The sequence below is a fragment of the Microbacterium sp. RU1D genome (assembly GCF_900156435.1).
Classification (GTDB): Bacteria; Actinomycetota; Actinomycetes; order Actinomycetales; family Microbacteriaceae; genus Microbacterium.
In genome coordinates this window covers 911,552-937,090 of record NZ_FTPQ01000001.1, presented here as the reverse complement: position 1 = coordinate 937,090, position 25,539 = coordinate 911,552, and the positions used below count along the sequence as shown (strand labels likewise).

The following is a 25,539-nucleotide window of genomic DNA, read 5'->3' as shown; positions in this document are numbered from 1 at the left end:
CCGAACCCGAACCGATGAGACCCGAGGAGCCCGCCATGTGGCGCATGCCCATCGAATCCGCCCCGCACGAGCGCACGTGGATGGCGTTCCCGCGGGAGGGCGTCACCCTCGGCGAGGGCGCCGAGACCCGCGAGGAGGGTTACCGCGCGTGGACCGAGGTCGCGCACGCCGTGGCGCAGTTCGAGCCCGTGACGATGGTGGTCGACCCCACCGAGACGACGCGCGCCCGACGCATGCTGTCGGCCGAGGTCGAGATCGTCGAAGCCCCCCTCGACGAGTTCTGGATGCGCGACGTGGGCCCGACCTTCGTGGTCGACCCCGACCGCCCGGGCGTGCTCGGCGCCGTCGACTGGATCTTCAACGGCTGGGGCGCCCCCGACTGGGCCGAATGGCAGAAGTCGGCGCTGCTCGCGCGCGTGGTCGCCGAGCACGTCGGCGCCGAACGCATCGACTCGCTGCTCGTCGCCGAGGGCGGCGGCCTGCACGTCGACGGCCGGGGCACCGTGCTGCTCACCGACACCGTGCAGCTCGACCCGCGGCGCAACCCCTTCGCCGACCGCGCCCGGGTGGAGGCCGAGATGGCGCGCACGATCGGAGCGACCGACGCGATCTGGCTCTCGCGCGGCCTCACCCGCGACTACGACGACCTCGGCACGAACGGCCACGTCGACATCGTCGCGACCTTCGCCTCACCCGACCACGTCCTCGTGCACGAGCAGACGGATGCCGCGCACCCCGACTTCGAGGTCTCGCGCCTCGTGCGCGACGAACTGACCGACGCCTTCGCCGCCCGCGGCCGCGCGGTGACGATCACCGGTGTGCCCGCCCCCTCCACGCTGCGCGACGAGCACGGCTGGGTCGACTGGAGCTACATCAACCACCTCGTCACCAACGACGGCGTCGTGCTCTGCGGGTTCGGCGACGCCGCCGCCGACGCGCACGCCGCGGACGTCATCGCCGACGCCTACCCCGGCCGTCGCGTGGTGACGATCGACGCGCGCCCGATCTTCGACCGCGGCGGCGGCATCCACTGCATCACGCAGCAGCAGCCGGCGGTGAGCTGAGCGGGGACGGCGCCCTCAGCGATCGAGATCGCGCAACGCGGCGTCGACGGCGGCGACCACCGCCGGCGGAGCGGCGACGGCCGCGAGCTCGGCACGCAGGCGACGGCCGGGCACCCACCGGATGTAGGCGTCGAACTCGACCTGCATGTCGCCGTCGTGCGCCGCGAGCGCCGCCGACACGACCGCGCACGCGCCGGGTGTGTCGGCGATCACGGCGAGATCGCTCTCGACGCCGACCGACGCACGCACGGGTGCGGGGGGTGCGTCGACCATCCACCGGTGCCGCCCCGACGCGACCTCGAACACCGCGCGGTCTCCCAGGTCGACGCGCGCGAGCGTGCCATGCGGCACCGTCGCCGTCACGGCGATGGCCTCGCCCGCGCGTTGCCATCGCACGTGCGAACGTCCGTACGGCGTGTCGTGCGTCGCCTCCGCCCAGGTGAGCGCTTCGACGAACCACGGCCGCACGTGCACACGGGCACCCTCGATCCCCAGGCCCGCCACGCGGCGGTGCAGCACGTCGCCGACGGCACCGAGCGCGTAGTGGTTGAGCGAGGTCATGCCCGACGGATGCAACGTCCCGTCGGGGCGGACGGCATCCCATCGTTCCCACATCGTCGTCGCGCCCATCGACAGGGGGTACAACCACGACGGGCACATCGTCTGCAGGAGAAGACTCTCGGCCGCCGCCGCGTGGCCGTTCTCGAGCAGGGCGTCGAGCACGACGGGGGTGCCGAGGAACCCCGTCGCCATGCGATATCCGCCGGCGCGCAGCAGGAAGGCGAGGCGATCGGCCGCCGCCTGTCGACGCGCGGCGGGCACGAGCCCGAAGGCGAGCGCGAGCGCGTAGGCGGTGGGGGCATCGGATGCCAGACGCCCGGCCGGGGTCAGGTAGGCGTCGCAGAAAGCGGTGCGCACCTCCTCCGCCAGCCGCGCATACGCCTCCCCACCGCCCGCGCGCGCGACGAGCTCGGCGGAGCGGAAGAAGTACGCCGTCGCCACGAGCCCGGGGTCGGCCTTGGCCTTGTCCGGTCGCGACACCGTCGGATCGAGCCAATCGCCGTACTGGAACCCCGTCTCCCACAGCCGCCCGGGGCCCGCGGCCGCGGCGACGGCGTCGACCCACGCCCGCATCGCCGGCAGCGTCTCGGCGACGATCGCGTCGTCGCCGTAGCGGGCGGCGAGCACAGCCGGCACGATCGTGACGGCATCTCCCCATCCCGCCGCCATCACGTCCCCCACGGCCGGCAGCGGGTCGGGCACGACCGTGGGCACCCGCCCGGCGCGCGCCTCCTGCTCCGCGCGCAGGTCGCGCAGCCACGATGCGTAGAAGGCGCCGGCGTCGAACAACGTCGTCGCGGTCGCGGCGAACACCTGCGCATCGCCGGTCCAGCCGAGCCGCTCGTCGCGCTGCGGGCAGTCGGTGGGAAGCGACAGCGCGTTGCCCTCGAAGCTGCGCACGAGGTTGGCGTGCAGGTCGTTCAGGCGGTCGTCGGAGCACGAGAACCAGCCCGTGCGCCGCAGGTCGGTGCGCAGCACGTCGATCTCGACGCTCGCGGGGTCGACCGCGCCGCCGGTGATCTCGACGTAACGGAACCCGTGGAACGTGAAAGCGGGTTCGCACACGCGTCGTCCGGCGCCGTCGAGCACGAATTCGTCGACCGAGGCCGCCGCGCGCAGGGGTCGCACGTTCAGGGCGCCGTCCTCGAGCACCTCGGCGTGCCGCACGACCACTCGCGTGCCGGCCGGGCCGTCGGCATCGAACCGCACCCGTCCGACGATGTTCTCGCCCACGTCGAGCAGAAGCGTGTCTCCGGTGGATGCCGTCAGCACCCGGGCCCCGCGGATCGTCCGCACGCGCCGCACCGGCTCGACATCGATCACCGCCGGGGCGGCGATCGGGGGAACGCGCGCGGGGGTCTCCCACCCGGACGCATCGAAACCGGGCTCGCGCCATCCGCTCTGCGCGCGATCGAAGTCGACGCGCTCGCCCGCGTAGAGCCCGCTGGAGACGATCTCGGTGCGGCGACTCAGGCGCCACCCGTCGTCGGGGCCGATCTCGTCGATCCGCCCGTCGCGATGCGTCAGCCGCAGCACGGCCCCCACCGCGGCCTGATCGCCGTAGAAGCGCGCCGCCGTCGCGCCGAAGCCGTACCGCTCGGTGAACCACCCGCCTGCGACGCGCGCCGACAGCACCTGGGTGGCACCGGGCCGCAGCAGGGGCGTCACGTCGGTCGTGGCGAGACCGAGCCGGTCCCGGTAGGCCGTCCACCCCGGCGCGAGCAGGGCGTCGTCGACCGGGATGCCGTCGATCGCCGCATCGAAGACGCCGTGCGCCGTGGCCCACAGGCGTGCTCCGATCACCGTGTCGGCGACCGCGATCTCGCGCCGCACGGCGAAAGGTGCGGCCTCGCGGTCGGGGGCGTCGATGGTGAGCAGCGCCGCCGTCCAGGGGCCGGGGAAGAACGCCGCCTCCACCTCGACCGGCCGGCTCCACGGCATCCATCCGCCGTCGGCGCCGCGCACCCGCGCGCGCAGGGCGTGCCGCGCCCCCGCGGTCAGGTCGGCAAAGGGCCACGGCACGAGCACGCCGTGGGCGGGCACCGCGACCGGCTCGGCGTCGTCGAGACGTAACTCGGCGCCCGCGGCCCGCCATCCGGCCGGCGCCTCGACCGTCCACGACACCGGAGGGCGAGCCTCCGCGGCGACGGAGACGTCGCGGCGGCGACCGACGCGCAGGCCGAGCAGGCGGACGGACGGGAGATTCACGGGAGTCCTTTCGACGGCGATGCCGCCGCCGCTGAGGACGGCGGCATCACGAGTGTCAGCGCCGGGCGAATCGCCGGCGGACGATGAGCGCCCCCGCACCGAGCGTGAGCACGGCGAGGGCGGGGAACAGGATGCCGCGCACATCGGGCGCGCCCGTGCTCGCCAGGGCTCCCGCGGCAGCGGCGCCACCGGCGTCCGGCGCGGTGCCCGTCCCCTCGCCGCCGCCCGGCGCGTCCGGGGTCCCCGGCGCGGCGGGCGTCCCCGGCGCGGCGGGCGTCCCCGGGTCGGCGGGCGTCCCCGGCTCGGCCGGTGTCCCGGGCTCGGCCGGTGTCCCGGGCTCGACCGCCGCGAGCAGGCGCACGGCGTGGAACTGCGCCGAGTCCTTCTCGGCCGCGATCCCCCCGCCCCAGGCCAGGTAGCCGTCGCGGCCCTGGCCGTCGGCCTCGTTGACGATGATCGCGCTGGAGAGCAGGTTCGCGTCGCGCTCGACACCGGCGAGCGCACTCCAGGGCACCGACGCTTCGTACACGGTTCGGTGGGTGTCCTCGTCGCGGGAGATCGCGACCTCGGTGCCGGGGACGACGCCGGCACCCTGACCGACGGAGAGCCAGCGGTAGAGCTGGGGGCCCTCCGACGTCAGCGCCATACCGAACTCGTGCCAGACGCTCGCCGCTCCCGGTGCGCCACCGGCGACGGTGAACTGCACGGAATCGCCCTGCCAGATGTTCGCGCCCGTCGCGGGCTGGTCGTGCACGTCGTCGACGACCTCGGCCGAGACGTACAGCGCGTCGTCGTCCCAGGTGAGCCACGCGCGCGCCGACTGGTCGTCGGCCGAGGGCGGCGCGTCGACCCCCTCCGCCGTGAACGTCGCGGGGACGAGGTCGGCCACCTCGTCGAGCGTGCCGTCGACGGTGACGCGGTGGTGCGTCGCGCCGTAGGCCTCGGCCACGTCGAGGGGAGCGACGGCGCCCTCCGTGCGCACCGGCGTCCCCGCGACGAGGGCCTCGGCGGTGAACGTGGTGCGTGCGGCGAGGTCGCCCAGGGGCACGTCGACGGTCACGGCGCCGGCCGCGGGCACGACGGCGGGAGCCTCCGCTGCGGCATCCGTCCCATCCAGGGTGTACGTCAGCGCGGCGAGGGGAAGGGCGGATGCCGAGGCGTTGCTCACGCGCAGGCGGAGCACGTCGGCGCCGTCCGCCGAGATCGCCTGCGTGCCGGTGAGCGCGACCGGCTCCCCGATCGTCGTGGTCGCCCGCAGCACACCGACGGCGCGATCGCCATCGAAAAGACGCGCGGAGATCTCGTACGTCCCCGTCGACACCGGCGCGGGTGCGGTGACGGCCGTCGTCGCGACCGCGGCGTCGTCGGTGCTCTGCGTGAACGCACGCCCGTCGGAGAGACTCAGGCGCCACGTGGTCGCCGCGCCGTCGGAGCGACCCTCGACGCTCCAGCGGCCGGTCACCTCCGCTCCCACCACACCGGCGTCCAGCGTCACCGTCGTCTCCGACGCCGCGACGGCGGTCACATCGCCGCGCACGTAGAGCGGGTCGCCGTCGACCGTGACGACGACGTCGCCGCCGTCGGCATCCAGGGTGTCCGCCCGGCCGTACGCGTCGGTCGCCGTCAGCGAGCCGGTGCCGCTCAGGCGCAGCGTCTGCGGCGTGTCCGACCAGAGCACGCGCAGCGGCCCGTCCGCAGAATCGAAGAGGAACTGGCGGACTCCGGTCACGGAGTCGTCGCGCCCGACCGGGGTCGCCCCATCGAGCTGCGCGGCGGCCACGGCGTACGACGCGAAGGCGGGCTTGGGCGTGTAGGCGCCGCGGGTGTCGTCGGCGGCGCGGAGCAGACCGAAGTTCTGCTCCGTCTCGGCCGGGTCGACGCCGTCGGAGACCAGGTCGTACACGTAGTAGCGCGCCGCGTCGTGGGCGGCGGCGATCACCGCCGACCGGGCGATGTCGGCCGCCTGCTCGCGCTCCGACACGGCGCGCGCGTTCGTACCGGTGGGCCAGCCGTGCTCGGTGATCCACAGGGGCTTGCTCACGCCGCCGTTGTACCGGCGCACGAGCGCGTCGATGCGCGTGAGGGTGTCGTCGAGCGCATCGGCCGAGACCGGGTAGCTGTAGGGGTGCAGCACGATCCCATCGACGTACGCCAACGCCCCGAGGCGGAACGTCTGCTCGAGCCAGTCGGTGTTCAGGTTCGCCACCGCCGGTCCGATGACGGGCAGGTCGGGCGCCGCCGCCTTGACGGCCGGGGAGGCCGCGGCGAGCAGGTTCACGTAGTCCTCCGGCGAGGTGCGGGTGTTGCCCCCGAGCCCCAGGTCCCACTCGTTCCACAACTCGATACCCGTGGCCTGATCGCCGAACTCGGTCGCCATGGCCGCGGCGTAGGCGGCGTACGCCGACACGGCCTCGTCGCCCGTGGGGCCGTCGCCCCCGTCGTAGAGGGGGTTGCCGTAGCCGGCGAGCAGAAGCGGACGCACGCCCGCCTCCTGCGCAGCGTCGAGGAACTCCGCGCGCGGGCGGTCCCAGTCGTACACGCCCTTCTGCGTCTCGACCTCGCTCCAATACACCTCGTCACGCAGCTGGGCGAACCCGCCGGTGGCCAGCGCGGGCAGGGAGTCGACGCTCCACGATTGTCCGTAATGGGTTGCCGCGCCGAAGCGCGCGGTCCCCGTGTCCGCGGCATCCCGATCGGGCAGCACGGCGAAGCTCGTCTCCGCCCGGGCGGCGCCCTCGTCGACCGAGACGGCGAGCCGGTACCAACCGAGAGCCGATGCCGGCAGCTCGAGCGTGCCGTCGGCATCCTCGACGCCGTCGGAGATCACCGTGCCCGTCTGGTCGGTGACCGTCCACGCCAGTCGGGCGGCGTCGGTGGCGTACGCGATGCGGGCGGTCTCGCCCTGACGGAAGAGGTTGCCGACGGTGATCGGTGCGAGCGCGACGGCTTCAGCGGTGGCGACGGCGGGGGATGCCGGGGTCAGCAGCGCTGCGCACAGCAGCCCCGCCGCGACGGCCACGCCGCCGCGCAGGGGTGCGGGGCGGTTCCTGGGGGTGACGGACACGAATTCTCCTCGTTGAGCGGATTCGATAGGGCAAGCGTTTGCCCTACAGCAGTGTGGGAGAGGCGGAGCCTCCTGTCAACACCGGGATGCGCCGCGGCGCGCCGATGCGAATCGGGCTTTGACGGTCGCGCTCCGAGGTGCTAGACATCTCAGGGCAAGCGATTTCCCTCTTGCTTCCGCTCTTCGCCAAGGAGTTTCAATGACGAAACGCGTCCGTTCCGTCGTCGCCGTGATCGCACTCGGCGGCCTGTCGGCCGCAGCCCTCGCCGGCTGCAGCTCCCCCTCAACGGGGACGACCGACGGCAAGGTCTCGATCCAGATCGGCGACCGGCCCAGCGCCGACCGCCCCGAAGACCGCGCCTACTTCGACAAGCGCGTCGAAGCCTTCGAGCAGTCCAACCCCGACATCGACCTGGAACCCGTCGAGACCGGCTACGACGCGTCGACCTTTCAGGCGCTCGCCGCCGGCGGCAGCCTTCCGACGGTGATGAGCGTGCCGCTCACCGAGCCCGCGGGCCTGATCAAGCGCGGCCAGGCCGCCGATCTCACCGACGCCCTGCAGGCCGAAGGACTGCTCGACACCCTCAACCCCACGGTGCTGGCGCTCGCCGAGAACAGCGAGGGACGCGCTTTCGCCATCCCGACCAACGCCTATTCGTTCGGCCTCGTCTACAACCGCGCGCTGTTCTCGCAGGCCGGCCTCGACCCCGACTCCCCGCCCACGACCTGGGACGAGGTGCGCGCCGCGGCCGAGAAGATCCACGACGCCACCGGTGCCGCGGGCTTCTCCGTGCTCACCACCGCCAACACCGGCGGGTGGCAGTTCACCGGCATGACCTACTCGTTCGGCGGCACCGTCGAGAACGAGGACGGCTCGGAGGCCACCTTCGCCGACGCCCCCTCCACCAAAGCCCTGCAGCTGGTCAGCGACATGCGGTGGAAGGACGGCACCATGCCCGAGAACACGCTGTACGACATCCCGACACAGGGCCAGGACTTCGCCGCCGGCAAGATCGGCATGATCATCGGCGCGAGCGACTCGTACTACAACATCGTGCAGAACCTGAAGCTGCCGGCCGAGGACTTCGGCATCGGGGGGATGCCGCAGGCCAAGGCCGACGAGGGCACCCTCGGCGGCGGCACGGTGCAGATCGTCGACCCCAAGGCGAGCGCCGAGCAGCAGACCGCCGCGGTCAAGTGGGTGAAGTTCTTCTACCTGCAGCGCTACCTCGACGAGGCCACCGCCGTCGACGACGCCAAGGCGTCGAACGAAGCCGGCTCCGTCACGGGTCTGCCGGGCCTGCCCGTGGTCAACTCCGACCAGTACGACACGTACTTCGAGTGGATCAAGGACTCCATCAACGTCCCGAGCGCCAACTTCACCCCCTACCTCGACGCGTCGACATCCATCCCCGTCGTGGCCGAGCCGGTGAACAACGCGCAGGAGGTCTACGGCGCACTCGACACGGTCGTGCAGTCGGTCTTGACCGACCAGAACGCCGACATCTCCTCCCTGCTCAGCACCGCTCAGAGCGACGTGCAGTCGCGCCTGGGGCGCTGACGACCCCACCCGGGGCGGGCCGCCCGTCGGCCCGCCCCCTCTCTCCCCGGAGACACGCATGACCCATCTCGATGAACGCCCGCGCACCGCCGCTCGGGCCGCCTCGACCCCCGCCCTCCCGGTGCGCCGGCGCCGACCGTGGCGTCCCGGCCTCACCGCCCTGCTCATCGCCGCCCCGGCGATCCTCGTCTACGCCTACTTCTCGTGGGGCCCGATCCTCAGCTCCCTCGTCATGAGCGTGCAGCGCGTCGTACTCACCGGCCGCAGCGACTTCGTCGGTCTCGACAACTTCGTCTACGTCCTCAGCGACCCGGGCCTGCCGCAGGCCGCGGGCAACACGGTGCTGTACACGGTGCTCGCCATCGTCTTCGGTTTCCCCGTGCCTCTGGCCCTCGCCGTCTTCATCTCCGAGATGCGCCAGCGCAGCTGGTACTTCAGCGCCCTCGCCTACCTGCCCGTGATGGTGCCGCCGGTCGTGGCGATCCTGCTGTGGAAGTTCTTCTACGCCCCCGACGCCGACGGTCTGTTCAACACGGTGCTGGGCTGGGTCGGCATCGGCCCCCTGCCCTGGCTGAACTCCCCGGCGAGCGCGATGCCCTCGATCGTCCTCGAGACCACGTGGGCCGGCGCGGGCACCGCGGTCATCATCTACATCGCCGCGCTGACCAGCATCCCCGGCGAACTGTACGAGGCCGCCGAGCTCGACGGCGCGGGCATCTGGCGCCGCGTCTGGCACGTGGCCCTCCCGCAGATGCGGGGCATCATCGGCACGATGCTGCTGCTGCAGATCATCGGGACGATGCAGGTGTTCACCGAGCCGTTCCTGTTCACCGGCGGCGGACCGCAGGGCGCCACCAAGACGCTGCTCATGACCATCTACGACTACGCCTTCACGCGCGTGGACTACGGCGCGGCCACCGCGCTGAGCGTGCTGCTCGCCCTCGTCCTCGGCCTGTTCTCCCTGGCCTACTTCCGCCTCACGCGCAGCTGGAGCCGTTCATGAGCCTGCTGACCCTCGGCCGCCGCCGCCCCGCCGCCGCGCCCGAGCCCCTCTCGCGCACCAACATCTCGGATGCCGACCGCGCCCGGCCTTCGGTACGCATCAGCCTGACCGTCGGTCACGTCCTCGTGCTCGCGGCCCTGATCATCGCCGGCCTCGGTCCGATCGTCTGGCTCGCCCTGGCCGCCGTCTCGCCCACGCAGGACCTCATCCGCGGTCCGTTCTCGTTCTTCTCCAGCGGGGTGGTGCAGTGGGAGAACCTCGGCATCGCGTGGGAGCGTGGGCGCATCGGCCACTACCTGACCAACACCGCGATCCTCGCCGCCGGTTCGGTCGTGACCACCCTGCTCGTGTCGACGACCGCGGCCTTCGTCATCACGGTGCTGCGGCCGCGGTGGGGCAAGGTGCTCTCGGGCGCGATCCTCGCGACCCTGTTCATCCCCGGCATCGTCTCACTCGTGCCGCTGTACCTGACGGTGCGCGAGCTGCCCGTGCTGGGCTTCTCCCTCATCGACACCTGGTGGGCCGTGTGGCTGCCGGCGGGGGCGACGGCCTTCAACGTGCTGATCATCTCCCGCTTCCTCGAGGCCATCCCCGCCGACCTGTACGAGGCCGCCCGCATCGACGGCGCCGGCCCCCTCCGCATCCTGTGGAGCATCGTGCTGCCCCTGGCCCGTCCGATCCTGGGCGTGGTGGGTCTGCTCACGGTGGTGGCGTCCTGGAAGGACTACCTCTGGCCCCTGCTCGTGCTCCCCACGCCCGACAAACAGCCGGTGTCGGTGGCGCTGCCGCGCCTGGCCGATCAGACCGAGCTGAGCGTGCAGATGGCGGCGCTGTTCCTGTCGCTCATCATCCCGGTGGCGCTGTTCCTCATCTTCCAACGCCAGTTCCTGCGCGGAGCCAGCATGGCGGGCGGGGTGAAGGGATGAGCCGCGTCCTGGTCACCGGCGCCGACGGCGAGATCGGTCGCGCGGTTAGCGAGAGCCTCGTCGCCGCCGGTCACGCCGTGACGGCCCTGTCGTTGTCGTTCGCGTCGGCCCACCCCGCCGACCGTCTCGTCGAGGGCGACGCCACGTCCCCGGTCGACGTGGCGCGCGCCATGGACGGCGTGGATGCCGTGGCCCACTTCGCCGCGATCCCCCACCCGAGCCTGGGGACCCCCGTCGACGTGTTCCGCGTCAACACCGCCGCCACCTTCACCGTGCTCACCTGCGCGGGCGAGAACGGGGTGCGCCGCGCGGTCATCGCGAGCAGCATCAACGCGATCGGCTACCCGAACAACCCGCACGGGAGCTTCCCCCCGTCGTTCCCGCTCGACGCGCACACGCCGCCCGACATCGCCGACGCGTACTCGCTGTCGAAGCTCGTCGACGAGCGCACGGCGGCCTACGCGCATCGCCGGTACGGTCTCGACGTGGTGGCGCTGCGCTTCCCCCTGGTCAAATGGCCCGACGTGCTGCGCGACGTGGCCCTCGAGGCGGAGGCCGATCCGGGGCGGCTGGCCCGCGAGGGTTGGGCGTACCTCACGATGCACGACGCCACACGCGCCGTGCACCGCGCCCTCGTCGCCGACGTCGTCGGTTCACCGGTGATCCCCCTCAGCGCGACCGACACGCTGCTGGCGACGCCGACGGCCGAGCTGGTCGCCCGGTTCGCGCCGCACACCGTGCTGACCCACCCCCTCCCCGGCAACGCCGCCCTCGTCGACACGAACGCGGCACGGGAAGTGCTCGGCTTCGAACCGAGCGAGTCCATCCACGACGGCACGGCCACCGAACGGGCGACGCTGCTGAGGAGCGAAAGATGACCATCGCCGACACCGCCACCGACTTCCCCCAGCCTTGGGCGCCCCGCGAGAACGTCCGCATCACCGACCTGCGGGCCATCGTCACCGCCCCCGAGGGCATCCCGCTCGTCGTGGTCCGTGTCGACACCGACCAGCCGGGTCTGTACGGCTACGGCTGCGCCACGTTCACCCAGCGCTGGAAGGCCGTGGTCGCCTTCCTCGAGCACGTGCGACCGCTCGTCGTGGGCCGCTATCCCGGCGACATCGACGACCTCACGCGTCTCGTGCGCTTCACCGGGTACTGGCGCGAGGGGCCCGTCGGCAACAACGCCCTGTCGGGCCTCGACATGGCGCTGTGGGACATCGCCGGCAAGAGGGCCGGGATGCCGGTGTACGAGCTGTTCGGCGGCCGCGTGCGCGCCGCGGCCGACACGTACCTGCACGCGGAGGGCGCCGACGCCGCGGCCACCGTCGACCATGCCCGCGAACTCATGGCCGCGGGCCAGCGTCACGTGCGCATCCAGACCGGACAGCAGGGCGCCGGGCACTACGGTGCTCCCCCCATCCCGGGCACCTTCGCCTGGGCGAAGCACGCCGCCGGGTGGCGCGTCGAGGACTACCTCGTCGCCACGCCCCGTCTGTTCGCCGAGGTGCGCGAGGCGCTCGGAGACGGCGTCGAGCTGCTGCACGACGTGCACTCGCGCCTCAGCCCCAGCCAGGCGATCACGCTGACGCGCAGCCTCGAGCCGTACCGGCCCTTCTTCGTCGAGGACGTGCTCGCCCCCGAGCACTGGCACCGTCTGGGCGAGGTGCGCCGGGCCTCGCCCGTGCCGATCGCCGTGGGCGAGCTGGCGACCTCGTTCACGGACGCCGCCCGGCTCGTGCGCGAGCACCAGGTCGATTACCTGCGCGCCCATCTGTCCGACGTCGGCGGCGTGAGCGCCGCGCGACGTCTCGCGGTCCTCGCCGATATCGAGGGCGTGCGTACGGCATGGCACTCCCCCGGCGACGCCTCGCCCTTCGCTGTCGCCGCCGCCGTCGCCCTCGACGTCACCTCGCCCGCCTTCGGCATCCAGGAGGGCCACGTCTACAACGACGCGACCCACGAGGTCTTCCCCGGGATGATCGACATCGTCGACGGCTGGCTCACGCCCAACGACGCCCCCGGCTGGGGCATCGAGGTCGACGAGAGGGCCGCCGCCCGCTTCCCTGCGGGGCTCTCCGGTCACGACGCGTGGGCCGCGAAAGTGCGCGCGCCCGATGGCGCGTTGATCGCCCCCTGACCCTTCCGCCACCCCTCTCAGAGAGATCCCGCATGACCTGGTCCCTCGCGCCCTCGCGGCGCTGGCTGCTCCGCGACGGCGAGCCCGCCTTCCTGCTCGCCGACACCGTCTGGGCCGCCTTCGGCGGCGCCCGCCACGACGAGTGGCTCGACCACCTCGAGCGGCGACGTCGACAGGGCTTCAACGCCCTGCTGTTCAGCATCCTGCCGATCGAGCACGACCGCTCCAGCGGCACGCTCTCGCCGTACGCGATCCGCGACGGGCGCCTCGACTTCGCCGCCGGCGACCCCGCCTACTGGGACGACGCCGAGCGCGTGCTCGCCGCCGCCCGCGCGCACGGTTTCACCCCGATGCTCGTGCTGCTGTGGAACAACTTCGTCCCCGGCACGTGGGGCGCCGGGCTCACCCCCGACCACGTGATGGATGCCGAGCAGACCGCGTCGTACGTGGCCGATGCCGTCGCCCGCTTCTCGCGATTCGACCCGATCTGGATCGTCTCGGGTGACGACGACCTCAATGACGACACCGCGCTCGAGCGCTACAGCGCCGTCGCCGCCCAGGTGCGCAGGCTGGCGCCCGGCCAGCTCATCACCTGGCACGACACGCCCACGGCGCGGATGCCGGCATCCATCGCCGACGGCGATCTGCTCGACTTCCACGGCCTGCAGTCCGGCCACAACGAGGCGTGGGACACCCTGCCGGCCGATCTCACCCGCCACTACCGCGCGATGGAGGTGCCCCGCCCGATCATCAACCTCGAGCCCTGCTACGAGGGGCTGGGACGCTTCGCCGGACGTGCGCGGCACTCGGCCGCCGACGTGCGCCGCGCGAGCTGGACGGGCATCGTCGCGGGAGCCGCCGCCGGCCTCGGCTACGGAGCGCACGGCGTGTGGTCGTGGCACCGGCGCGGCGAGGGCTTCGCCGCGGCCGACGTGCACGGCGATCCCTTCCCGTTCGCGGTGGCCGCGGCCTTCCCCGGCGCCGACGACGTCGCCCTCGCGCGCCGCATCGTGGATGCCGAGCGCCTCTGGGGTCTCGACGGCGACGCCGCCCTGCTGGCCGACGAGCCGTCGGGCGCCGTCGCCGGCCGCACCCCCGACGGTGTCGTCGCGGTGTACGCCCCCGAGGCCTTCGCGCTGACCCTGCGCGGGCGCGCGGGCGCCGATCTCGACGTCCGCGTCTACGACCTCGCCGCCCGCCGCCCCGACGCCGCACGGTGGGACCTCGTCGAGGGCGGTGTCCGGCTCGCGCAGCCCGAGTTCCCCGGCGACGCCCTCTACGTCATCCGCGGGCTCGCACCGGTCGGCCCCTGATGGCGCACGTGTTCACCGTCGGCGAGGCTCTCGCGACCTTTTTCGCCGACGCCTTCGGCGAGCTGTCGACGGTCACCGTCGCCGGGGCCGAGTTGAACACCGCCGTGGGTGTGGCGCGTCTCGGCCACCGCTCGTCGTGGATGTCTCGTCTCGGCGACGACGCCTTCGCGCGCCTCGTCCGGGCCACGCTCGATGCCGAGGGCATCGACGACCGCTTCGTGCGCGCTGCGCCGGGCGAGAAGACCGGCGTCATCGTCAAGCAGCGCCTGAGCGACGACGCCGTGCGCAGCGAGCACTACCGCGTCGGCTCGGCGGCCGCCGGGCTCACCGCCGCGGACTTCGACACCGTCGATCTCGCCGACGTCGACTGGGTGCACGTCTCCTGCATCACGGCCTCCCTCGGCGAGGGACCGCGCGCCCTGTTCGAGCGCACGGTGCGCGAGGCCGCGGGTCGTGGCATCCCGGTCTCGCTCGACACCAACCACCGGCCGCAGCTGATCGACGACGCGGGGCTCCGCGACGCCGTCGACGACGTCGTCGAGCACGTCGACACGCTGCTGTGCAACGAAGACGAGGCGCGCGTGCTCACCGGCCTCGACGACGCCGAAGAGGCGGTCACGACCCTCCTGGCACGCGGACCGCGCACCGTCGTGGTCAAGCTCGGCCGCCACGGCGCGCTCGCCGGCGACGCCACGGGGGTGCGTCACGCCCCCGCCGTGTCGATCCCCCCGCCTCACCATCCGGTCGGCGCGGGCGACGCCTTCGCCGCCGGCTGGATCACCGCGGTGCTCGAACGACTCGGCGTCGAGGCGGCGCTGCAACGCGCGGCCTGGTGCGCCGCTCGCGTTGTCGCCGACCCGGGCGATCACACCGGCTTCCCCACCCGCGACGGCCTCACCGAGGTGTACGCGTGAGCGCCCCGCGGCAGCGCGTGTCGCTGCAGGCGGGCGATCTGCGCGCCGAGGTCGACGCCGAGGGCGCGCGGATCGCCCGCCTGACGCACGTGCCCACCGGCCGGGAGATCCTCGCGACGACGCCGTGGGCCGATGAGGGCCGCGACGCCTTCTCGATCGCGGACTCCAGCGGCGAGTGGCACCGGCGCTACCCCGGCGGGTGGCACGTGCTGCTGCCGCGCGCGGGCGACGCCCCCGCCGGCGTCTCGCCGCCGCAGCCGTTCCACGGCGAAGCGGCCTGGCGCACGTGGACGCTCTCGTCGGAGGGCTCCTCGTGTCGCGCGCGGGTACGCCTGCGCACGGTTCCCCTCGATCTCGACCGCGTCGTCACGCTCGACGAGTCCGGGCTGCGCGTCGCCACCGCCGTGCACAACCACTCCACCGAGACGGTGCGCATCGGGTGGGCCGAGCACCCGGCTTTCGCGGGCGACCTGTTCGACGACGCCACGACATCGACCGGTGGCGGCGTCCTCTCCGTCGCCCCGGCGCCGTCCGCGGGCTTCGACGACGTTTCGGCCGCCGCGGGCTCGCTCACCGTCGCCGGCCCCGACCTCGCCCTGGAACTGGCCTGGGACGCACGGCTGTTCCCGCGCCTGTTCGTGTGGCGCGAGCGCCGCGGGTCATCCGGTTTCCCCTGGTGGCGACAGGTGGATGCCGTCGGCCTCGAGCCCTCGTCCGACCCGTACGCCCAGCCCGGCGATGCCCTCGGCTCCGTCGTCGTCGCGCCGGGAGCGACGGTGCGTTCGGCCGTGACCCTGCGGGTCCGCGGCGTCGACGCCTCGACGGCCTAAGATCGATCCGCAATGGCGAAAGACGCGATCTCCCTCCGCGACGTGGCGGCTCTGGCCGGAGTGTCGGTCCCCACGGCGTCGAAGGTGCTGCGCGGGCAGGGCAAGGTCTCCGAGACCACGCGCGAGCGCATCCTCGCCGTTGCCAAACGCCTCGACTATCAGCCGAACGCGCTCGGGCAGTTCCTCGCGCAAGGGCGCAGCGCCACCGTCGCGGTGCTGACCGTGAACGCCCCCGGCGCCTTCACCATGCCGGTGCTCACCGGGGCCACCACCGCATTCGGCGCCCGTGACCTCTCCGTGCTCGTCTCCGACGCGCACCTCGACCGTGCGCTGTTCGCCGCGACGGCCCGCAAGCTCCGCGCCCGCAGCATCGACGGCCTCCTCGTGATCGGCGACGGCTCGAGCTCCGACATCCACTCCATCAGCGCCGGCTTCACCGTGCCCGTGGTCTACGCCTACGGCCACTCCGACGACGCCGAAGACGCGTCGTTCCTCCACGACGGGTACGGGGCCGGCCGCCTCGCCGGAGAGCACCTGGTCTCGATCGGGTGCCGCCGCATCGCCCACGTCTCGGCCGCCGACCACGACCGCTCCGCCCGCGACCGCTCCGCCGGCCTCTCCGACGCGTTGAGCGACGCGGGCCTGACGCTCGACCCCGCGCTCGTGCTGCGCGGGGACTGGTCGCAGGCGTGGGGCCGCGAGGCCGCCCAGCGCCTCATCGCCTCGGGCGTCGCCTTCGACGGCGTCTGCTGCGGCAATGACACGATCGCCACCGCCGTCGCCGGTGTGCTGGCCGAGGCCGGCATCCGGGTCCCCCACGACGTCGCGATCACCGGCATGGACAACCTCGCCGGCTCCACCGGCCAGGACGACGACAGCCTCACCACGATCGACCTGCGCTTGAGCGCGCTCGGCGACCGCGCGGCGAATTATCTCGCCGATGTGATCGGCGGCACCGCCTATGCGCCCGGCCGCCACGTCGAGCCGGCGCACCTCGTTCTCGGCCGCTCGACGGCGCGCTGAGATCGGCGCTCGACGCTGCGTTCCCGACCCCGGAAAAGCAAGAACCCCCGGGGTCGATCCGGGGGTTCTCGGTGGCGGTGACGGTGGGATTTGAACCCACGGTAGGGGGTTACCCTACACAACTTTTCGAGAGTTGCACCTTCGGCCGCTCGGACACGTCACCGCCGACAAGCTTACGACAGATGGGCGGATGCCGCGAATCGGCGGCGTCGTCGGCATCCGGCATCCATTTCTCCACCGTCGAAGCACTCCTCTGGAGCCGGTTCGCGCCCGCTGCCAGGATCGAGCCATGAGCGTGATCGAGAACTCGAAGCTGACGGTCGTGGGCGCGGGGAGCGTGGGGGCGAGCGTCGCGTACGCGGCTCTGATCCGCGGGTCGGCCCGCCACGTCGCGCTGTACGACATCGCCGCCGAGAAGGTCGAGGCCGAGGTGCTCGACCTCGCCCACGGCACGCAGTTCACTGGCTCGAGCGACATCACCGGCGGCAGCGACGTCTCCGTCGCCGAGGGCTCGCACGTCGTCGTGATCACGGCCGGCGCCAAGCAGAATCCCGGCCAGACCCGCACCGAGCTCGCCGCCACCAATGCCCGCATCATCCGCGACATGATGCCGCAGCTGCTCGAGGTCGCGCCGAACGCGATCTACGTCATCGTCACCAACCCGTGCGACGTCCTCACCGTCCTCGCGCAGGAGGCCACCGGCCTGCCGACGCGACGCATCTTCGCCTCGGGCACGGTGCTCGATACGTCGCGCCTGCGCTGGAAGATCGCGCAGCGCGCCGGCGTCGCCACCTCGAGCGTCCACGCGTGGATCGTCGGCGAGCACGGCGACACCGAGTTCCCGCTGTGGTCGACCGCCACGATCGGCTCGGTCCCGATCACGGAGTTCGAGCTGCCCGACGGCTCGCACTTCGACCAGGACGAGTTGGATGCCATCGCGGTCGACGTCCGCGACGCCGCCTACAAGGTGATCAAGGGCAAGGGCGCCACCAACTACGCCATCGGACTCTCGAGCGCCCGTATCGTCGAGGCGATCCTGCGCGACGAGCACGCGATCCTCCCCGTCAGCACCGTGCTGTCGGACTTCCACGGCGTCGACGGCATGGCCCTGTCGGTGCCCTCGATCGTGTCGGCACGGGGTGCGGTGCCCATCGCCGCGACGCCCTTCTCCGACCACGAAGTCACGCTCCTGCGCCGCTCGGCCGACGCCCTCACGACCGTGGCCGACTCGCTGCGGGGCTGAGCCCGCACCGCCGCGCCGTCGCCTCCACCCCCGCGATAAACGCTCTCCGTGCCGACAAACGCGCTCGCACGCCGTTTCTCAGCACAGGGGGCGTTCATCGGCGCGCTCACCCCACGTGCAGATCCCGGATGCCGTGGACGAGGCGCGAGCGATGTCGGAGGCCCCGCGTAGCCTGAACCCATGGCATCCCGTCGCCCTGCAACCGCCCCCGCTCCCTACCGGTGCACCGAGTGCGGCTGGACGACGCTGAAGTGGGTCGGACGCTGCGGCGAGTGCCAATCGTGGGGCACGGTGGTCGAGGCCGCCGAGCAGACCGGGATCGTCCGATCGATCACGCCGGTCGCGCCGGGAGCCGCCCGTGCCGCGCGGCGCATCACCGAGATCGACACGCAAGACGCCCCGCGTCGCACGAGCGGCGTCGGCGAGTTCGACCGCGTCCTCGGCGGCGGCATCGTTCCCGGTGCCGCCATCCTGCTGAGCGGCGAGCCGGGGGTCGGCAAATCGACGCTGCTGCTCGAGGTCGCGGCGCAGAGCGCCCGCGCCGGGCGCCGCGTGCTCTACGCCAGCGGCGAGGAATCCGCCGCGCAGGTGCGCCTGCGCGCGGAGCGCACCGGAGCACTCCACGACGAGCTTTTCCTCGCGGCCGAGACCGACCTCGCCACGATCCTCGGGCACATCGACGAGGTCGAGCCGGGCCTGCTGATCGTCGACTCCGTGCAGACGGTCTCGTCGGCTCACAGTGACGGGGCGGCGGGGCAGCCCGCGCAAGTGCGAGAGGTGGCATCCGCCCTCATCCGCGTCGCCAAGGAGCGGGGGCTGCCGGTCATCATCGTCGGCCACGTCACCAAAGACGGCTCCATCGCCGGTCCCCGCATCCTGGAGCACCTCGTCGACGTCGTGTGCCACTTCGAGGGCGACCGCCAGACATCGCTGCGCTTCGTGCGGGCGCTGAAGAACCGCTTCGGCCCCACCGACGAGGTCGGCTGCTTCGACATGACCGGCACCGGTATCGCCGAGGTCGCCGACCCCAGCGCCCTCTTTCTCGGCCACGGCGAGCCCGAGCCGGGCACGTGCGTCACGATCGCGATGGAGGGCCGCCGTGCTCTGCCGGTGGAGATCCAGGCCCTGGCCGTGCGTCAGACGGCCCCCAACCCCCGACGCATCGTGAACGGCGTCGACTCCTCACGCGTCGCGATGGTGCTGGCCGTGCTCGAGAGCCGCATGGGCCTCACGCTCTCCGACCGCGACGTGTACGTGTCGACCGTGGGCGGCGTGCGCCTGGTCGAGCCCGCCGCCGACCTCGCGATCGCCATCGCCGTCGCCAACGCGGTGAAGAACCGCAAAGTGTCGAAGCGTCTCGCGGCGATCGGCGAGCTGACGCTCACCGGCGAGATCCGCAACGTCACCCAGGCGGCCCAGCGCGCGTCGGAGGCGAAGCGCCTGGGCTACCACACGGTGCTCGACGCCTCGTCGCGCAAGCTCGCGCAGGCGCTCAACGAGCTGCAGGTGCGCGGGATGCCACGCGACGACAGCGAACCGGGGTTCTGACCGCCTGAGACCGCGGCGACGTCCGTCAGCGCCCGGGAGGAGCGGACCGGCGGCGGCGGTGCGGGGAGGTCATGCCCAGGACGGCGGGGATGACAAGTCCGGCGGCGCACACGGCGCCGGCGATCACGTACTCCATGCCGTCGAGTCTTGCACGCGTCCTTCACCCGCGCGACTCGTGTTCTTCACCCTCGACGCATCGCGCGGCCGGGGTCCAGTCCACGGCCGCCGCACCCGTGCCGCGGCGCCGCGCCGCGCCGCGCGAACATCCGACCCTTCGCCCCGGGCGAGTGTCCAAGACACCCGGACGCTTTCGCGAACACTCCGGGTGTTTCGGACAGTCGACGACCCTGGCCCTGCGTCCGCCTGCCCGCACCACCCCCCGGCCGACGCGACCGCCCCGCGCCCGAGGCCGACGCGACCGCTCCGCGCGAGGTCGACGCGACCGCCTCGCACCCCGGGCCGTCGCGACCGCGCCGCGGCCCCGGCCTCAGGCGTCGAGCGCGGCGATGAGGTCGGCGGGTGCGGCCTGGATCGGGTGGGGCCCCGCGATGTCGATGAACACCGTGGTGATGGCATCCTGGTGCGCTCCGAGGAAGGAGCGGAGCCACTGCGGAGACTGCAGGGCCACGTGCGGCGGCAGCGTCTCGGGCTTGTGCGCGGCATCGCTGAACAGCAGGAGGGCGACCTGGCCGGTGTTCGAGTCGCGGTAGGTCCACACCTCGCCGACGCTGAGCGGATTGTCGGCGTCGCCCGGGGTCATCAGCGGCACGACCGTGGGCCCGTGCCGCAGGGCGAAGGCGATCGCGGCCATGTCCTGCGTCTGAAGGGCGTCGGTGAGCGCGGTGTTCTTGAAGTCCATGTCGTGCTTCTTCCCCTTGCGCTTCTTGCTCCCGGCCATCCTCCGAGCCTATCCGCGGCGTCCTCGCCCCGCCGCTCCGAGCCGGTGCCCGCGCCGACGCCCTACGCGAGGAACCCCCGCAGCAGCGCCTCGGATCCAGCGAGGTGGTCGCGCATGGCCGCGTGGGCGGCATCCGGTCGGCCGGACAGGATCGCCGACACCATCGCGGCGTGCTGAGAGGTGGAGTGGTCGATGTTGCGCGGCAGCAGCGGGAACGTGTCGAGCCACGCGTTGACACGCGCGCGGTTCTCGGCGACGAGGGGCACGAGGGAGGGGATGCCGGCGAGTTCCGCGATCGTCAGGTGCAGCAGCGTGTCGAGTCGGCGGTAGTCCCCTCCCCCGGCGTTCGCTGCGGCCTCGTGGCGCGCCCAGAGCACGTCGCGCTCGTCGGCCGAGAGCGAGCGCCCCGCGGCGGCCCATGCGGCCCCGGGCTCGAGCACGCCGCGCAGGGCGATGACGTCGCTCAGCTCGGCGGGCGACACCGCGGCCGGCTCCGACGGGCGCGGCACGGGATCGACGACGAAGGTTCCGCCGTACCGTCCGCGCCGCGTCTCAAGCCACCCGGCGTCGGCCAGCTCGCGGATGGCCTCGCGCACCGTGTCGCGGCTCACGCCGTACAGGGCCGCGAGCTCGCGCTCGGCGGGGAGCGACTCCCCCGGCGCGACGAGCCCGAGACGCACGGTCTGCACGATGCGGGCCGTGGTGTCCTCGAGCGCGTTGCCGCTGCGCACGGGCCGGTAGACGGCCCGCCGCAGGTCGTCCAGGGGCGCCTCGCTCACCGACTCAGCCTGTCATGTCCGGATCAGAGCGGCGTCACGTAAGCGTTGGTGATACCCCCGTCGACGACGAACGCCGTCGCGGTGATGAACGACGCATCGTCGGATGCCAGGAAGGCCACGGCCGCGGCCATCTCCTCGGGCTCCGCGAACCGGCCCATTGGCACGTGCACGAGGCGGCGCTGCGCCCGCTCGGGGTCCTTCGCGAACAGTTCCTGCAGGAGGGGCGTGTTCACCGGTCCGGGGCACAGGGCGTTGACGCGGATCCCCTGCCGGGCGAACTGCACCCCCAGCTCGCGCGTCATGGCGAGGACGCCGCCCTTCGACGCGGTGTACGAGATCTGCGAGGTGGCCGACCCGAGCAGCGCGACGAACGAGGCGGTGTTGATGATCGAGCCACGACCGGCGGGCACCATGTGCCGCAGCGCCGCGCGCGAGCAGAGGTAGACGCTCTTGAGGTTGACGTCCTGCACGCGGTCCCACGCGGGCAGCTCGGTCGTCTCGATCGAGTCGTCGTCGGCGGGCGAGATCCCGGCGTTGTTGAACGCGACGTCGACGCTGCCGAGCTCGTCCGCGACACCGTCGAAGAGCGCGTTCACGGACGCTTCGTCGGCGACGTTCACCTGCCGGAACACCCCGCCCACCGCGTCGGCGGCGGCGGTGCCGGTGGTCTCGTCGAGGTCGGCGATCACGACCCGCGCGCCCTCGGCGGCGAAACGGCGGGCCGTGGCGAGGCCGATACCGCTCGCGCCGCCGGTGACGATCGCGACGCGGTCGCGCAGACGCTGGGTGAGGTCGATGGTCATGGTGCGGGGGTTCCTTTCGCGCCGGACCTCGTCCCACTCATGGCTGGTGTGGAGCCTCCAGACCGGCCAGAAGTGGGACGAGGACCGTCATCAGTGGGACGAGGGGGTCGAGCGGGCGGGCAATCGGACGAGGGCGGTCACTCGGTGGCGTAGAAGACGTTCTTCGTCTCGGTGAAGTGCTCGGCGGCATCGGGGCCGAGCTCTCGGCCGAGACCCGAGGCCTTCATGCCGCCGAACGGGGTGGAGTACCGCACCGACGAGTGAGAGTTCACCGACAGCACACCGCTGCGCACCCCACGGGAGACCCGGATGCCGCGGCCCAGGTTCTCCGTCCAGATCGAGCCCGCGAGACCGTAGGCGGTGTCGTTGGCGAGGCGGACGGCATCCGCTTCATCGTCGAAGGGCATGACCGCGAGCACGGGTCCGAAGACTTCGTCGCGCGCGATCCGGTCGCTCGGCTGCGCGAGCACGACCGCGGGGGCGAACCAGAAGCCGTCGCCTTCGGGCGCCGATCCGCGGAACGCCACGTCCGCCCCGTCGAGGAAGCTCTGGACGCTGGAGCGGTGGGATGCCGAGATGAGCGGCCCCATCTGCGTGTCGGTGTCGTGGGGGTCGCCGACCTTCCACGCGGCGACGGCGGGCTCGAGCATCTCGAGGAAGCGGTCGTAGACGCTCCGCTCGACGAGCAGGCGGCTGCGGGCGCAGCAGTCCTGGCCGGCGTTGTCGAAGACGGACCCCGGGACCGCAGCCGCGGCCTTTTCGAGGTCGGCATCCGCGAACACGATGTTGGCGCTCTTGCCGCCGAGTTCGAGCGTCACGGGTTTGAGCAGCTGCGCGCACCCGGCGGCGACCTGGGTCCCCACCTCGGTGGACCCGGTGAAGACGACCTTGTGCACGTCGGGGTGCGATACGAAACGCTGGCCGACGACCGAGCCCGATCCTACGATCACCTGGAACAGCCCCTCCGGGAGCCCTGCCTCCCGCGCCAGCTCGCCGAGACGCACCGCGGTGAGGGGCGTGAGCTCGGCGGGCTTGAGCACCACCGCGTTGCCCGCGGCGAGCGCGGGGGCGAACCCCCAGGCGGCGATGGTCATGGGGAAGTTCCAGGGCACGATGATCCCGACGACGCCGTACGGCTCGTGGTACGTCACGTCGAGGCCACCGGCGACCGGGATCTGCGAACCGATCAGGCGTTCCGGCGACCCGGCGTAGTAGTTCAGCACCTGCGCGACGTGCTGCGCCTCCCACCGGGCGGAGCCGATCGGGTGGCCGGAGTTGCGCACCTCCAGCGCCGCCAGCTCCTCGACGTGCGCTTCGACGACGCGCGCGAACGCCCGCAGTGCATCGGCGCGGGCGACGGGGGCGAGCGCGGCCCACGCGCGCTGCGCGCGCACGGCGTCGGCGACGGCGGCATCCACCTGGCCGATCTCGGCACGCTCGAGCGTCGTGATGGGCGATCCCGTGGACGGGTCGATGACGGTGAAGGTGGTCATGCGGGAACTTCCTGGTGGTGATCGGATCGGGAGGCGCGGTACCGCGCGGCAGCGGCCACGAGTCCGAGGAACAGCCGCCGGTCCTCGGCGTTCTCCTCCGGATGCCACTGCACGGCGACGAGGTAGTCGTCGCCCGGCAGTTCGACGGCCTGGACGAGCCCGTCGTCGGTCCGCGCGGTCACGTGGAGTCCCTCGGCGACGTGGTCGACACCCTGGTGGTGGTAGCTGTGGACGGTGAGCGCCCCGGCGCCGACGAGGCCGGCGAGGCGGGTGTCGGCATCCACCTCGACGACGTTCTCGGCGAAGACGCCCCCGCCGATGCGGTACCGCTCGGTGCCGAGCGCCTCGGGCAGGTGCTGGTGCAGCGTCCCGCCCATCGCGACGTTGATGAGCTGGAGCCCGCGGCAGATGCCGAAGACCGGGATGCCGCGCTCCCGCGCCCCCGCGAGCAGCGCGATCTCCCACGCGTCGCGGTCGGCGCGTGCGGGGTCGGTCGTCGGGTGACGCTCGGCGCCGTAGAGCTCGGGCTGCACGTCGAGCCCGCCGGTGAGGATGAGCCCGTCGAGGCCCTCGAGAACGGCGGCGGCGGCCTGCACGGGTCGCGGCTGCGGGGGCAGGAGCACGGCGGAGGCGCCCGAGGCGGTCACCGCGTCGAAGTACTGCTGGGGCAGGAACGACGCCGGGACGTCCCACACCCCCTGCTTCGCCCGCTCGAGGTAGGTCGTGAGACCCACCACCGGGGTCGTGCTCGGATCAGAGGCGCTCGAAACCACGCACCCGCTCCCAATCGGTCACGGCGGCGTCGTAGGCCTCGACCTCGATGCGCGCCTGATTCAGGTAGTGCTCGACGACGTCGTCGCCGAAGGCGGCACGGGCGATCGCGGACTCCGAGAAGAGTCGTGCCGCGTCGCGCAGCGTCGTCGGGAGCGTGTCGACCCCGGCAGCGTAGGCGTTGCCGGTGAGCGGAGCGGGCAGCTCGAGTTCGTTCTCGATGCCGTGCAATCCCCCGGCGATGATGGCCGAGATCGCCAGGTACGGATTGACGTCTCCCCCGGGCACCCGGTTCTCCACGCGCAGGGACTGCCCGTGTCCGACGACCCGCAGCGCGCACGTGCGGTTGTCGACGCCCCAGGCGACGCCGGTCGGGGCGAACGAGCCCTTCGCGTAGCGCTTGTACGAGTTGATCGTGGGCGCGTACAGCAGCGTGAACTCGCGCAGAGTGGCCAGGATGCCGGCGATCCAGTGCTCCATGAGCGGGCTGAAGCCGTGCTCCCCGTCGCCCGCCATGACGGCCTCGCCGCCGTCGCCGCGCACCGAGAGGTGGATGTGGCAGCTGTTGCCCTCGCGCTCGTTGAACTTCGCCATGAAGGTGAGCGACTTGCCGTGGCGGTCGGCGATCTCCTTCGCCCCGTTCTTGTACAGGGTGTGGTTGTCGGCGGTCTCGAGGGCCTCGGCGTAGCGGAACGCGATCTCCTGCTGGCCGAAGTTGCACTCACCCTTGACGCCCTCGCAGTACATGCCCGCGCCGTCCATGCCGAGGCGGATGTCGCGCAGCAGCGGTTCCAGGCGCGTCGTGGCGAGCAGGTTGTAGTCGACGTTGTAGTCGGTCGAGGGGGTGAGGCCGGCGTAGCCCTTGGCCCACGCGTCGCGGAACGAGTCGTCGAAGACGATGAACTCGAGCTCGGTGCCCGCGTAGGCGGTGAGACCGCGTTCCGTCAGCCGCTCGCGCTGGGCGTTCAGGATGCCGCGCGGCGACTGCACGACGCGGGCGCGGTCCTCCCACGCGAGGTCGGCGAAGACGAGCGCCGTTCCCGGCTGCCAGGGGATGAGGCGGAGGGTGTCGAGGTCGGGAACGAGCAGCATGTCGCCGTAGCCCTTCTCCCAGCTCGACATCGCGTAGCCGTCCACGGTGTTGAGGTCGACGTCGACGGAGAGGAGGTAGTTGCACGCCTCGGCGCCGTGCCCCCGCACCTCGTCGCGCCAGAACCGCGCGGCCACGCGCTTTCCGACCAGCCGGCCCTGCGCGTCGGGGAAGGCGACGACGACGGTGTCGATCTCTCCCGCCTCGATCGCGGCATCCAGGTCGTCGGTGGTGAGATTGCCCGCCATGGTGTCGTGTCCCTCTCGCCTCTTCGGCGCCCTCCGGTGCGGAGGACGTAACGAGGAAC

Annotated in this window: 20 protein-coding genes and 1 tRNA gene; 12 read left to right on the top strand and 9 right to left on the bottom strand. The window is 72.5% G+C overall.

Translation table 11 applies throughout. The annotated features are described in order from the left end of the window. Nucleotides 1-35 precede the first annotated feature (35 nt). Nucleotides 36-1,064 (top strand): agmatine deiminase family protein, encoded by a 1,029-nt coding sequence (locus B0B15_RS04225; RefSeq protein ID WP_076673520.1) that lies wholly within the window; start codon nucleotides 36-38, stop codon nucleotides 1,062-1,064. A gap of 15 nt (nucleotides 1,065-1,079) precedes the next feature. Here B0B15_RS04225 and B0B15_RS04220 read toward each other — a convergent pair whose 3' ends face one another. Both B0B15_RS04220 and B0B15_RS04215 read right to left on the bottom strand, forming a co-directional pair. After that, nucleotides 1,080-3,833, bottom strand: a complete 2,754-nt coding sequence (locus tag B0B15_RS04220; protein WP_143016329.1) for an alpha-L-rhamnosidase — start codon at nucleotides 3,831-3,833, stop codon at nucleotides 1,080-1,082. Between the two features lie 55 nt (nucleotides 3,834-3,888). Then, complete coding sequence (locus B0B15_RS04215) at nucleotides 3,889-6,897, bottom strand: sugar-binding protein (RefSeq protein WP_143016328.1); 3,009 nt, start codon at nucleotides 6,895-6,897, stop codon at nucleotides 3,889-3,891. Between the two features lie 199 nt (nucleotides 6,898-7,096). On the opposite strand from B0B15_RS04215, the gene B0B15_RS04210 reads away from it, so the two are divergent. Genes B0B15_RS04210 through B0B15_RS04170 form a run of 9 tightly spaced genes read left to right on the top strand, consistent with a single transcriptional unit; the run spans nucleotide 7,097 to nucleotide 16,607 of the window. Then, entirely contained in the window at nucleotides 7,097-8,458 is a 1,362-nt protein-coding gene (locus tag B0B15_RS04210; RefSeq protein ID WP_076673517.1) for an extracellular solute-binding protein, read from the top strand. 58 nt (nucleotides 8,459-8,516) lie between these two features. Continuing rightward, nucleotides 8,517-9,461 (top strand): carbohydrate ABC transporter permease, encoded by a 945-nt coding sequence (locus B0B15_RS04205; RefSeq protein WP_076673516.1) that lies wholly within the window; start codon nucleotides 8,517-8,519, stop codon nucleotides 9,459-9,461. Next, entirely contained in the window at nucleotides 9,458-10,387 is a 930-nt protein-coding gene (locus B0B15_RS04200) for a carbohydrate ABC transporter permease (RefSeq protein ID WP_076673514.1), read from the top strand. The genes B0B15_RS04205 and B0B15_RS04200 overlap by 4 nt, the downstream gene beginning before the upstream one ends. Continuing rightward, a complete protein-coding gene (locus B0B15_RS04195; protein WP_076673512.1) occupies nucleotides 10,384-11,265 on the top strand; it encodes an NAD-dependent epimerase/dehydratase family protein in 882 nt (293 codons plus the stop codon). The genes B0B15_RS04200 and B0B15_RS04195 overlap by 4 nt, the downstream gene beginning before the upstream one ends. Continuing rightward, nucleotides 11,262-12,527 (top strand): enolase C-terminal domain-like protein, encoded by a 1,266-nt coding sequence (locus B0B15_RS04190; RefSeq protein WP_076673511.1) that lies wholly within the window; start codon nucleotides 11,262-11,264, stop codon nucleotides 12,525-12,527. Before B0B15_RS04195 ends, B0B15_RS04190 begins: the two co-directional genes overlap by 4 nt. A gap of 32 nt (nucleotides 12,528-12,559) precedes the next feature. Beyond that, on the top strand, nucleotides 12,560-13,840 hold the full coding sequence (locus B0B15_RS04185; RefSeq protein WP_076673509.1) for an apiosidase-like domain-containing protein: 1,281 nt from the start codon (nucleotides 12,560-12,562) through the stop codon (nucleotides 13,838-13,840). After that, entirely contained in the window at nucleotides 13,840-14,754 is a 915-nt protein-coding gene (locus B0B15_RS04180) for a sugar kinase (RefSeq protein WP_076673508.1), read from the top strand. Before B0B15_RS04185 ends, B0B15_RS04180 begins: the two co-directional genes overlap by 1 nt. Then, nucleotides 14,751-15,584, top strand: a complete 834-nt coding sequence (locus tag B0B15_RS04175) for an aldose epimerase family protein (protein WP_076673506.1) — start codon at nucleotides 14,751-14,753, stop codon at nucleotides 15,582-15,584. The genes B0B15_RS04180 and B0B15_RS04175 overlap by 4 nt, the downstream gene beginning before the upstream one ends. A gap of 12 nt (nucleotides 15,585-15,596) precedes the next feature. Further along, the gene (locus B0B15_RS04170; protein ID WP_076673505.1) at nucleotides 15,597-16,607 is read left to right on the top strand and encodes a LacI family DNA-binding transcriptional regulator; all 1,011 of its coding nucleotides are present in this window, start codon (nucleotides 15,597-15,599) and stop codon (nucleotides 16,605-16,607) included. A 72-nt stretch (nucleotides 16,608-16,679) separates the two neighbouring features. On the opposite strand, the gene B0B15_RS04165 is transcribed toward B0B15_RS04170, so the two are convergent. Next, nucleotides 16,680-16,770 (bottom strand) — tRNA-Ser (locus B0B15_RS04165). A gap of 126 nt (nucleotides 16,771-16,896) precedes the next feature. Between B0B15_RS04165 and B0B15_RS04160 the strand changes: the two genes are divergently transcribed. Together B0B15_RS04160 and radA are read left to right on the top strand one after the other, a co-directional pair. Then, on the top strand, nucleotides 16,897-17,850 hold the full coding sequence (locus B0B15_RS04160; protein ID WP_076673503.1) for an L-lactate dehydrogenase: 954 nt from the start codon (nucleotides 16,897-16,899) through the stop codon (nucleotides 17,848-17,850). A gap of 180 nt (nucleotides 17,851-18,030) precedes the next feature. After that, nucleotides 18,031-19,398, top strand: coding sequence for a DNA repair protein RadA (gene radA, locus B0B15_RS04155; protein ID WP_076673502.1), 1,368 nt, complete (start codon nucleotides 18,031-18,033; stop codon nucleotides 19,396-19,398). A 487-nt stretch (nucleotides 19,399-19,885) separates the two neighbouring features. Here radA and B0B15_RS04150 read toward each other — a convergent pair whose 3' ends face one another. The 6 genes from B0B15_RS04150 to B0B15_RS04125 form a co-directional block, all read right to left on the bottom strand. Further along, entirely contained in the window at nucleotides 19,886-20,296 is a 411-nt protein-coding gene (locus B0B15_RS04150; RefSeq protein WP_076673500.1) for a dehydrogenase, read from the bottom strand. Between the two features lie 62 nt (nucleotides 20,297-20,358). After that, the gene (locus tag B0B15_RS04145; RefSeq protein ID WP_076673498.1) at nucleotides 20,359-21,075 is read right to left on the bottom strand and encodes a FadR/GntR family transcriptional regulator; all 717 of its coding nucleotides are present in this window, start codon (nucleotides 21,073-21,075) and stop codon (nucleotides 20,359-20,361) included. 23 nt (nucleotides 21,076-21,098) lie between these two features. Continuing rightward, nucleotides 21,099-21,878 (bottom strand): 3-oxoacyl-ACP reductase, encoded by a 780-nt coding sequence (locus B0B15_RS04140; RefSeq protein WP_076673497.1) that lies wholly within the window; start codon nucleotides 21,876-21,878, stop codon nucleotides 21,099-21,101. A 137-nt stretch (nucleotides 21,879-22,015) separates the two neighbouring features. Beyond that, complete coding sequence (locus tag B0B15_RS04135; protein ID WP_076673495.1) at nucleotides 22,016-23,371, bottom strand: aldehyde dehydrogenase family protein; 1,356 nt, start codon at nucleotides 23,369-23,371, stop codon at nucleotides 22,016-22,018. Continuing rightward, nucleotides 23,368-24,144: a gamma-glutamyl-gamma-aminobutyrate hydrolase family protein gene (locus tag B0B15_RS04130; RefSeq protein WP_076673493.1), complete on the bottom strand. Its 777-nt coding sequence runs from the start codon at nucleotides 24,142-24,144 to the stop codon at nucleotides 23,368-23,370. Before B0B15_RS04130 ends, B0B15_RS04135 begins: the two co-directional genes overlap by 4 nt. After that, nucleotides 24,125-25,480: a glutamine synthetase family protein gene (locus B0B15_RS04125; RefSeq protein ID WP_076673492.1), complete on the bottom strand. Its 1,356-nt coding sequence runs from the start codon at nucleotides 25,478-25,480 to the stop codon at nucleotides 24,125-24,127. Before B0B15_RS04125 ends, B0B15_RS04130 begins: the two co-directional genes overlap by 20 nt. Between the last annotated feature and the right edge of the window lie 59 nt (nucleotides 25,481-25,539).

Coding starts and splice junctions, on each gene's coding strand:
- B0B15_RS04135 (WP_076673495.1), bottom strand. CDS start 23,371: ATGACCACCTTCACCGTCATCGACCCGTCCACGGGATCGCCCATCACG.
- B0B15_RS04150 (WP_076673500.1), bottom strand. CDS start 20,296: ATGGCCGGGAGCAAGAAGCGCAAGGGGAAGAAGCACGACATGGACTTC.
- B0B15_RS04125 (WP_076673492.1), bottom strand. CDS start 25,480: ATGGCGGGCAATCTCACCACCGACGACCTGGATGCCGCGATCGAGGCG.
- B0B15_RS04225 (WP_076673520.1), top strand. CDS start 36: ATGTGGCGCATGCCCATCGAATCCGCCCCGCACGAGCGCACGTGGATG.
- B0B15_RS04180 (WP_076673508.1), top strand. CDS start 13,840: ATGGCGCACGTGTTCACCGTCGGCGAGGCTCTCGCGACCTTTTTCGCC.
- B0B15_RS04160 (WP_076673503.1), top strand. CDS start 16,897: ATGAGCGTGATCGAGAACTCGAAGCTGACGGTCGTGGGCGCGGGGAGC.
- B0B15_RS04170 (WP_076673505.1), top strand. CDS start 15,597: ATGGCGAAAGACGCGATCTCCCTCCGCGACGTGGCGGCTCTGGCCGGA.
- B0B15_RS04195 (WP_076673512.1), top strand. CDS start 10,384: ATGAGCCGCGTCCTGGTCACCGGCGCCGACGGCGAGATCGGTCGCGCG.
- B0B15_RS04190 (WP_076673511.1), top strand. CDS start 11,262: ATGACCATCGCCGACACCGCCACCGACTTCCCCCAGCCTTGGGCGCCC.
- radA (WP_076673502.1), top strand. CDS start 18,031: ATGGCATCCCGTCGCCCTGCAACCGCCCCCGCTCCCTACCGGTGCACC.
- B0B15_RS04140 (WP_076673497.1), bottom strand. CDS start 21,878: ATGACCATCGACCTCACCCAGCGTCTGCGCGACCGCGTCGCGATCGTC.
- B0B15_RS04210 (WP_076673517.1), top strand. CDS start 7,097: ATGACGAAACGCGTCCGTTCCGTCGTCGCCGTGATCGCACTCGGCGGC.
- B0B15_RS04205 (WP_076673516.1), top strand. CDS start 8,517: ATGACCCATCTCGATGAACGCCCGCGCACCGCCGCTCGGGCCGCCTCG.
- B0B15_RS04200 (WP_076673514.1), top strand. CDS start 9,458: ATGAGCCTGCTGACCCTCGGCCGCCGCCGCCCCGCCGCCGCGCCCGAG.
- B0B15_RS04185 (WP_076673509.1), top strand. CDS start 12,560: ATGACCTGGTCCCTCGCGCCCTCGCGGCGCTGGCTGCTCCGCGACGGC.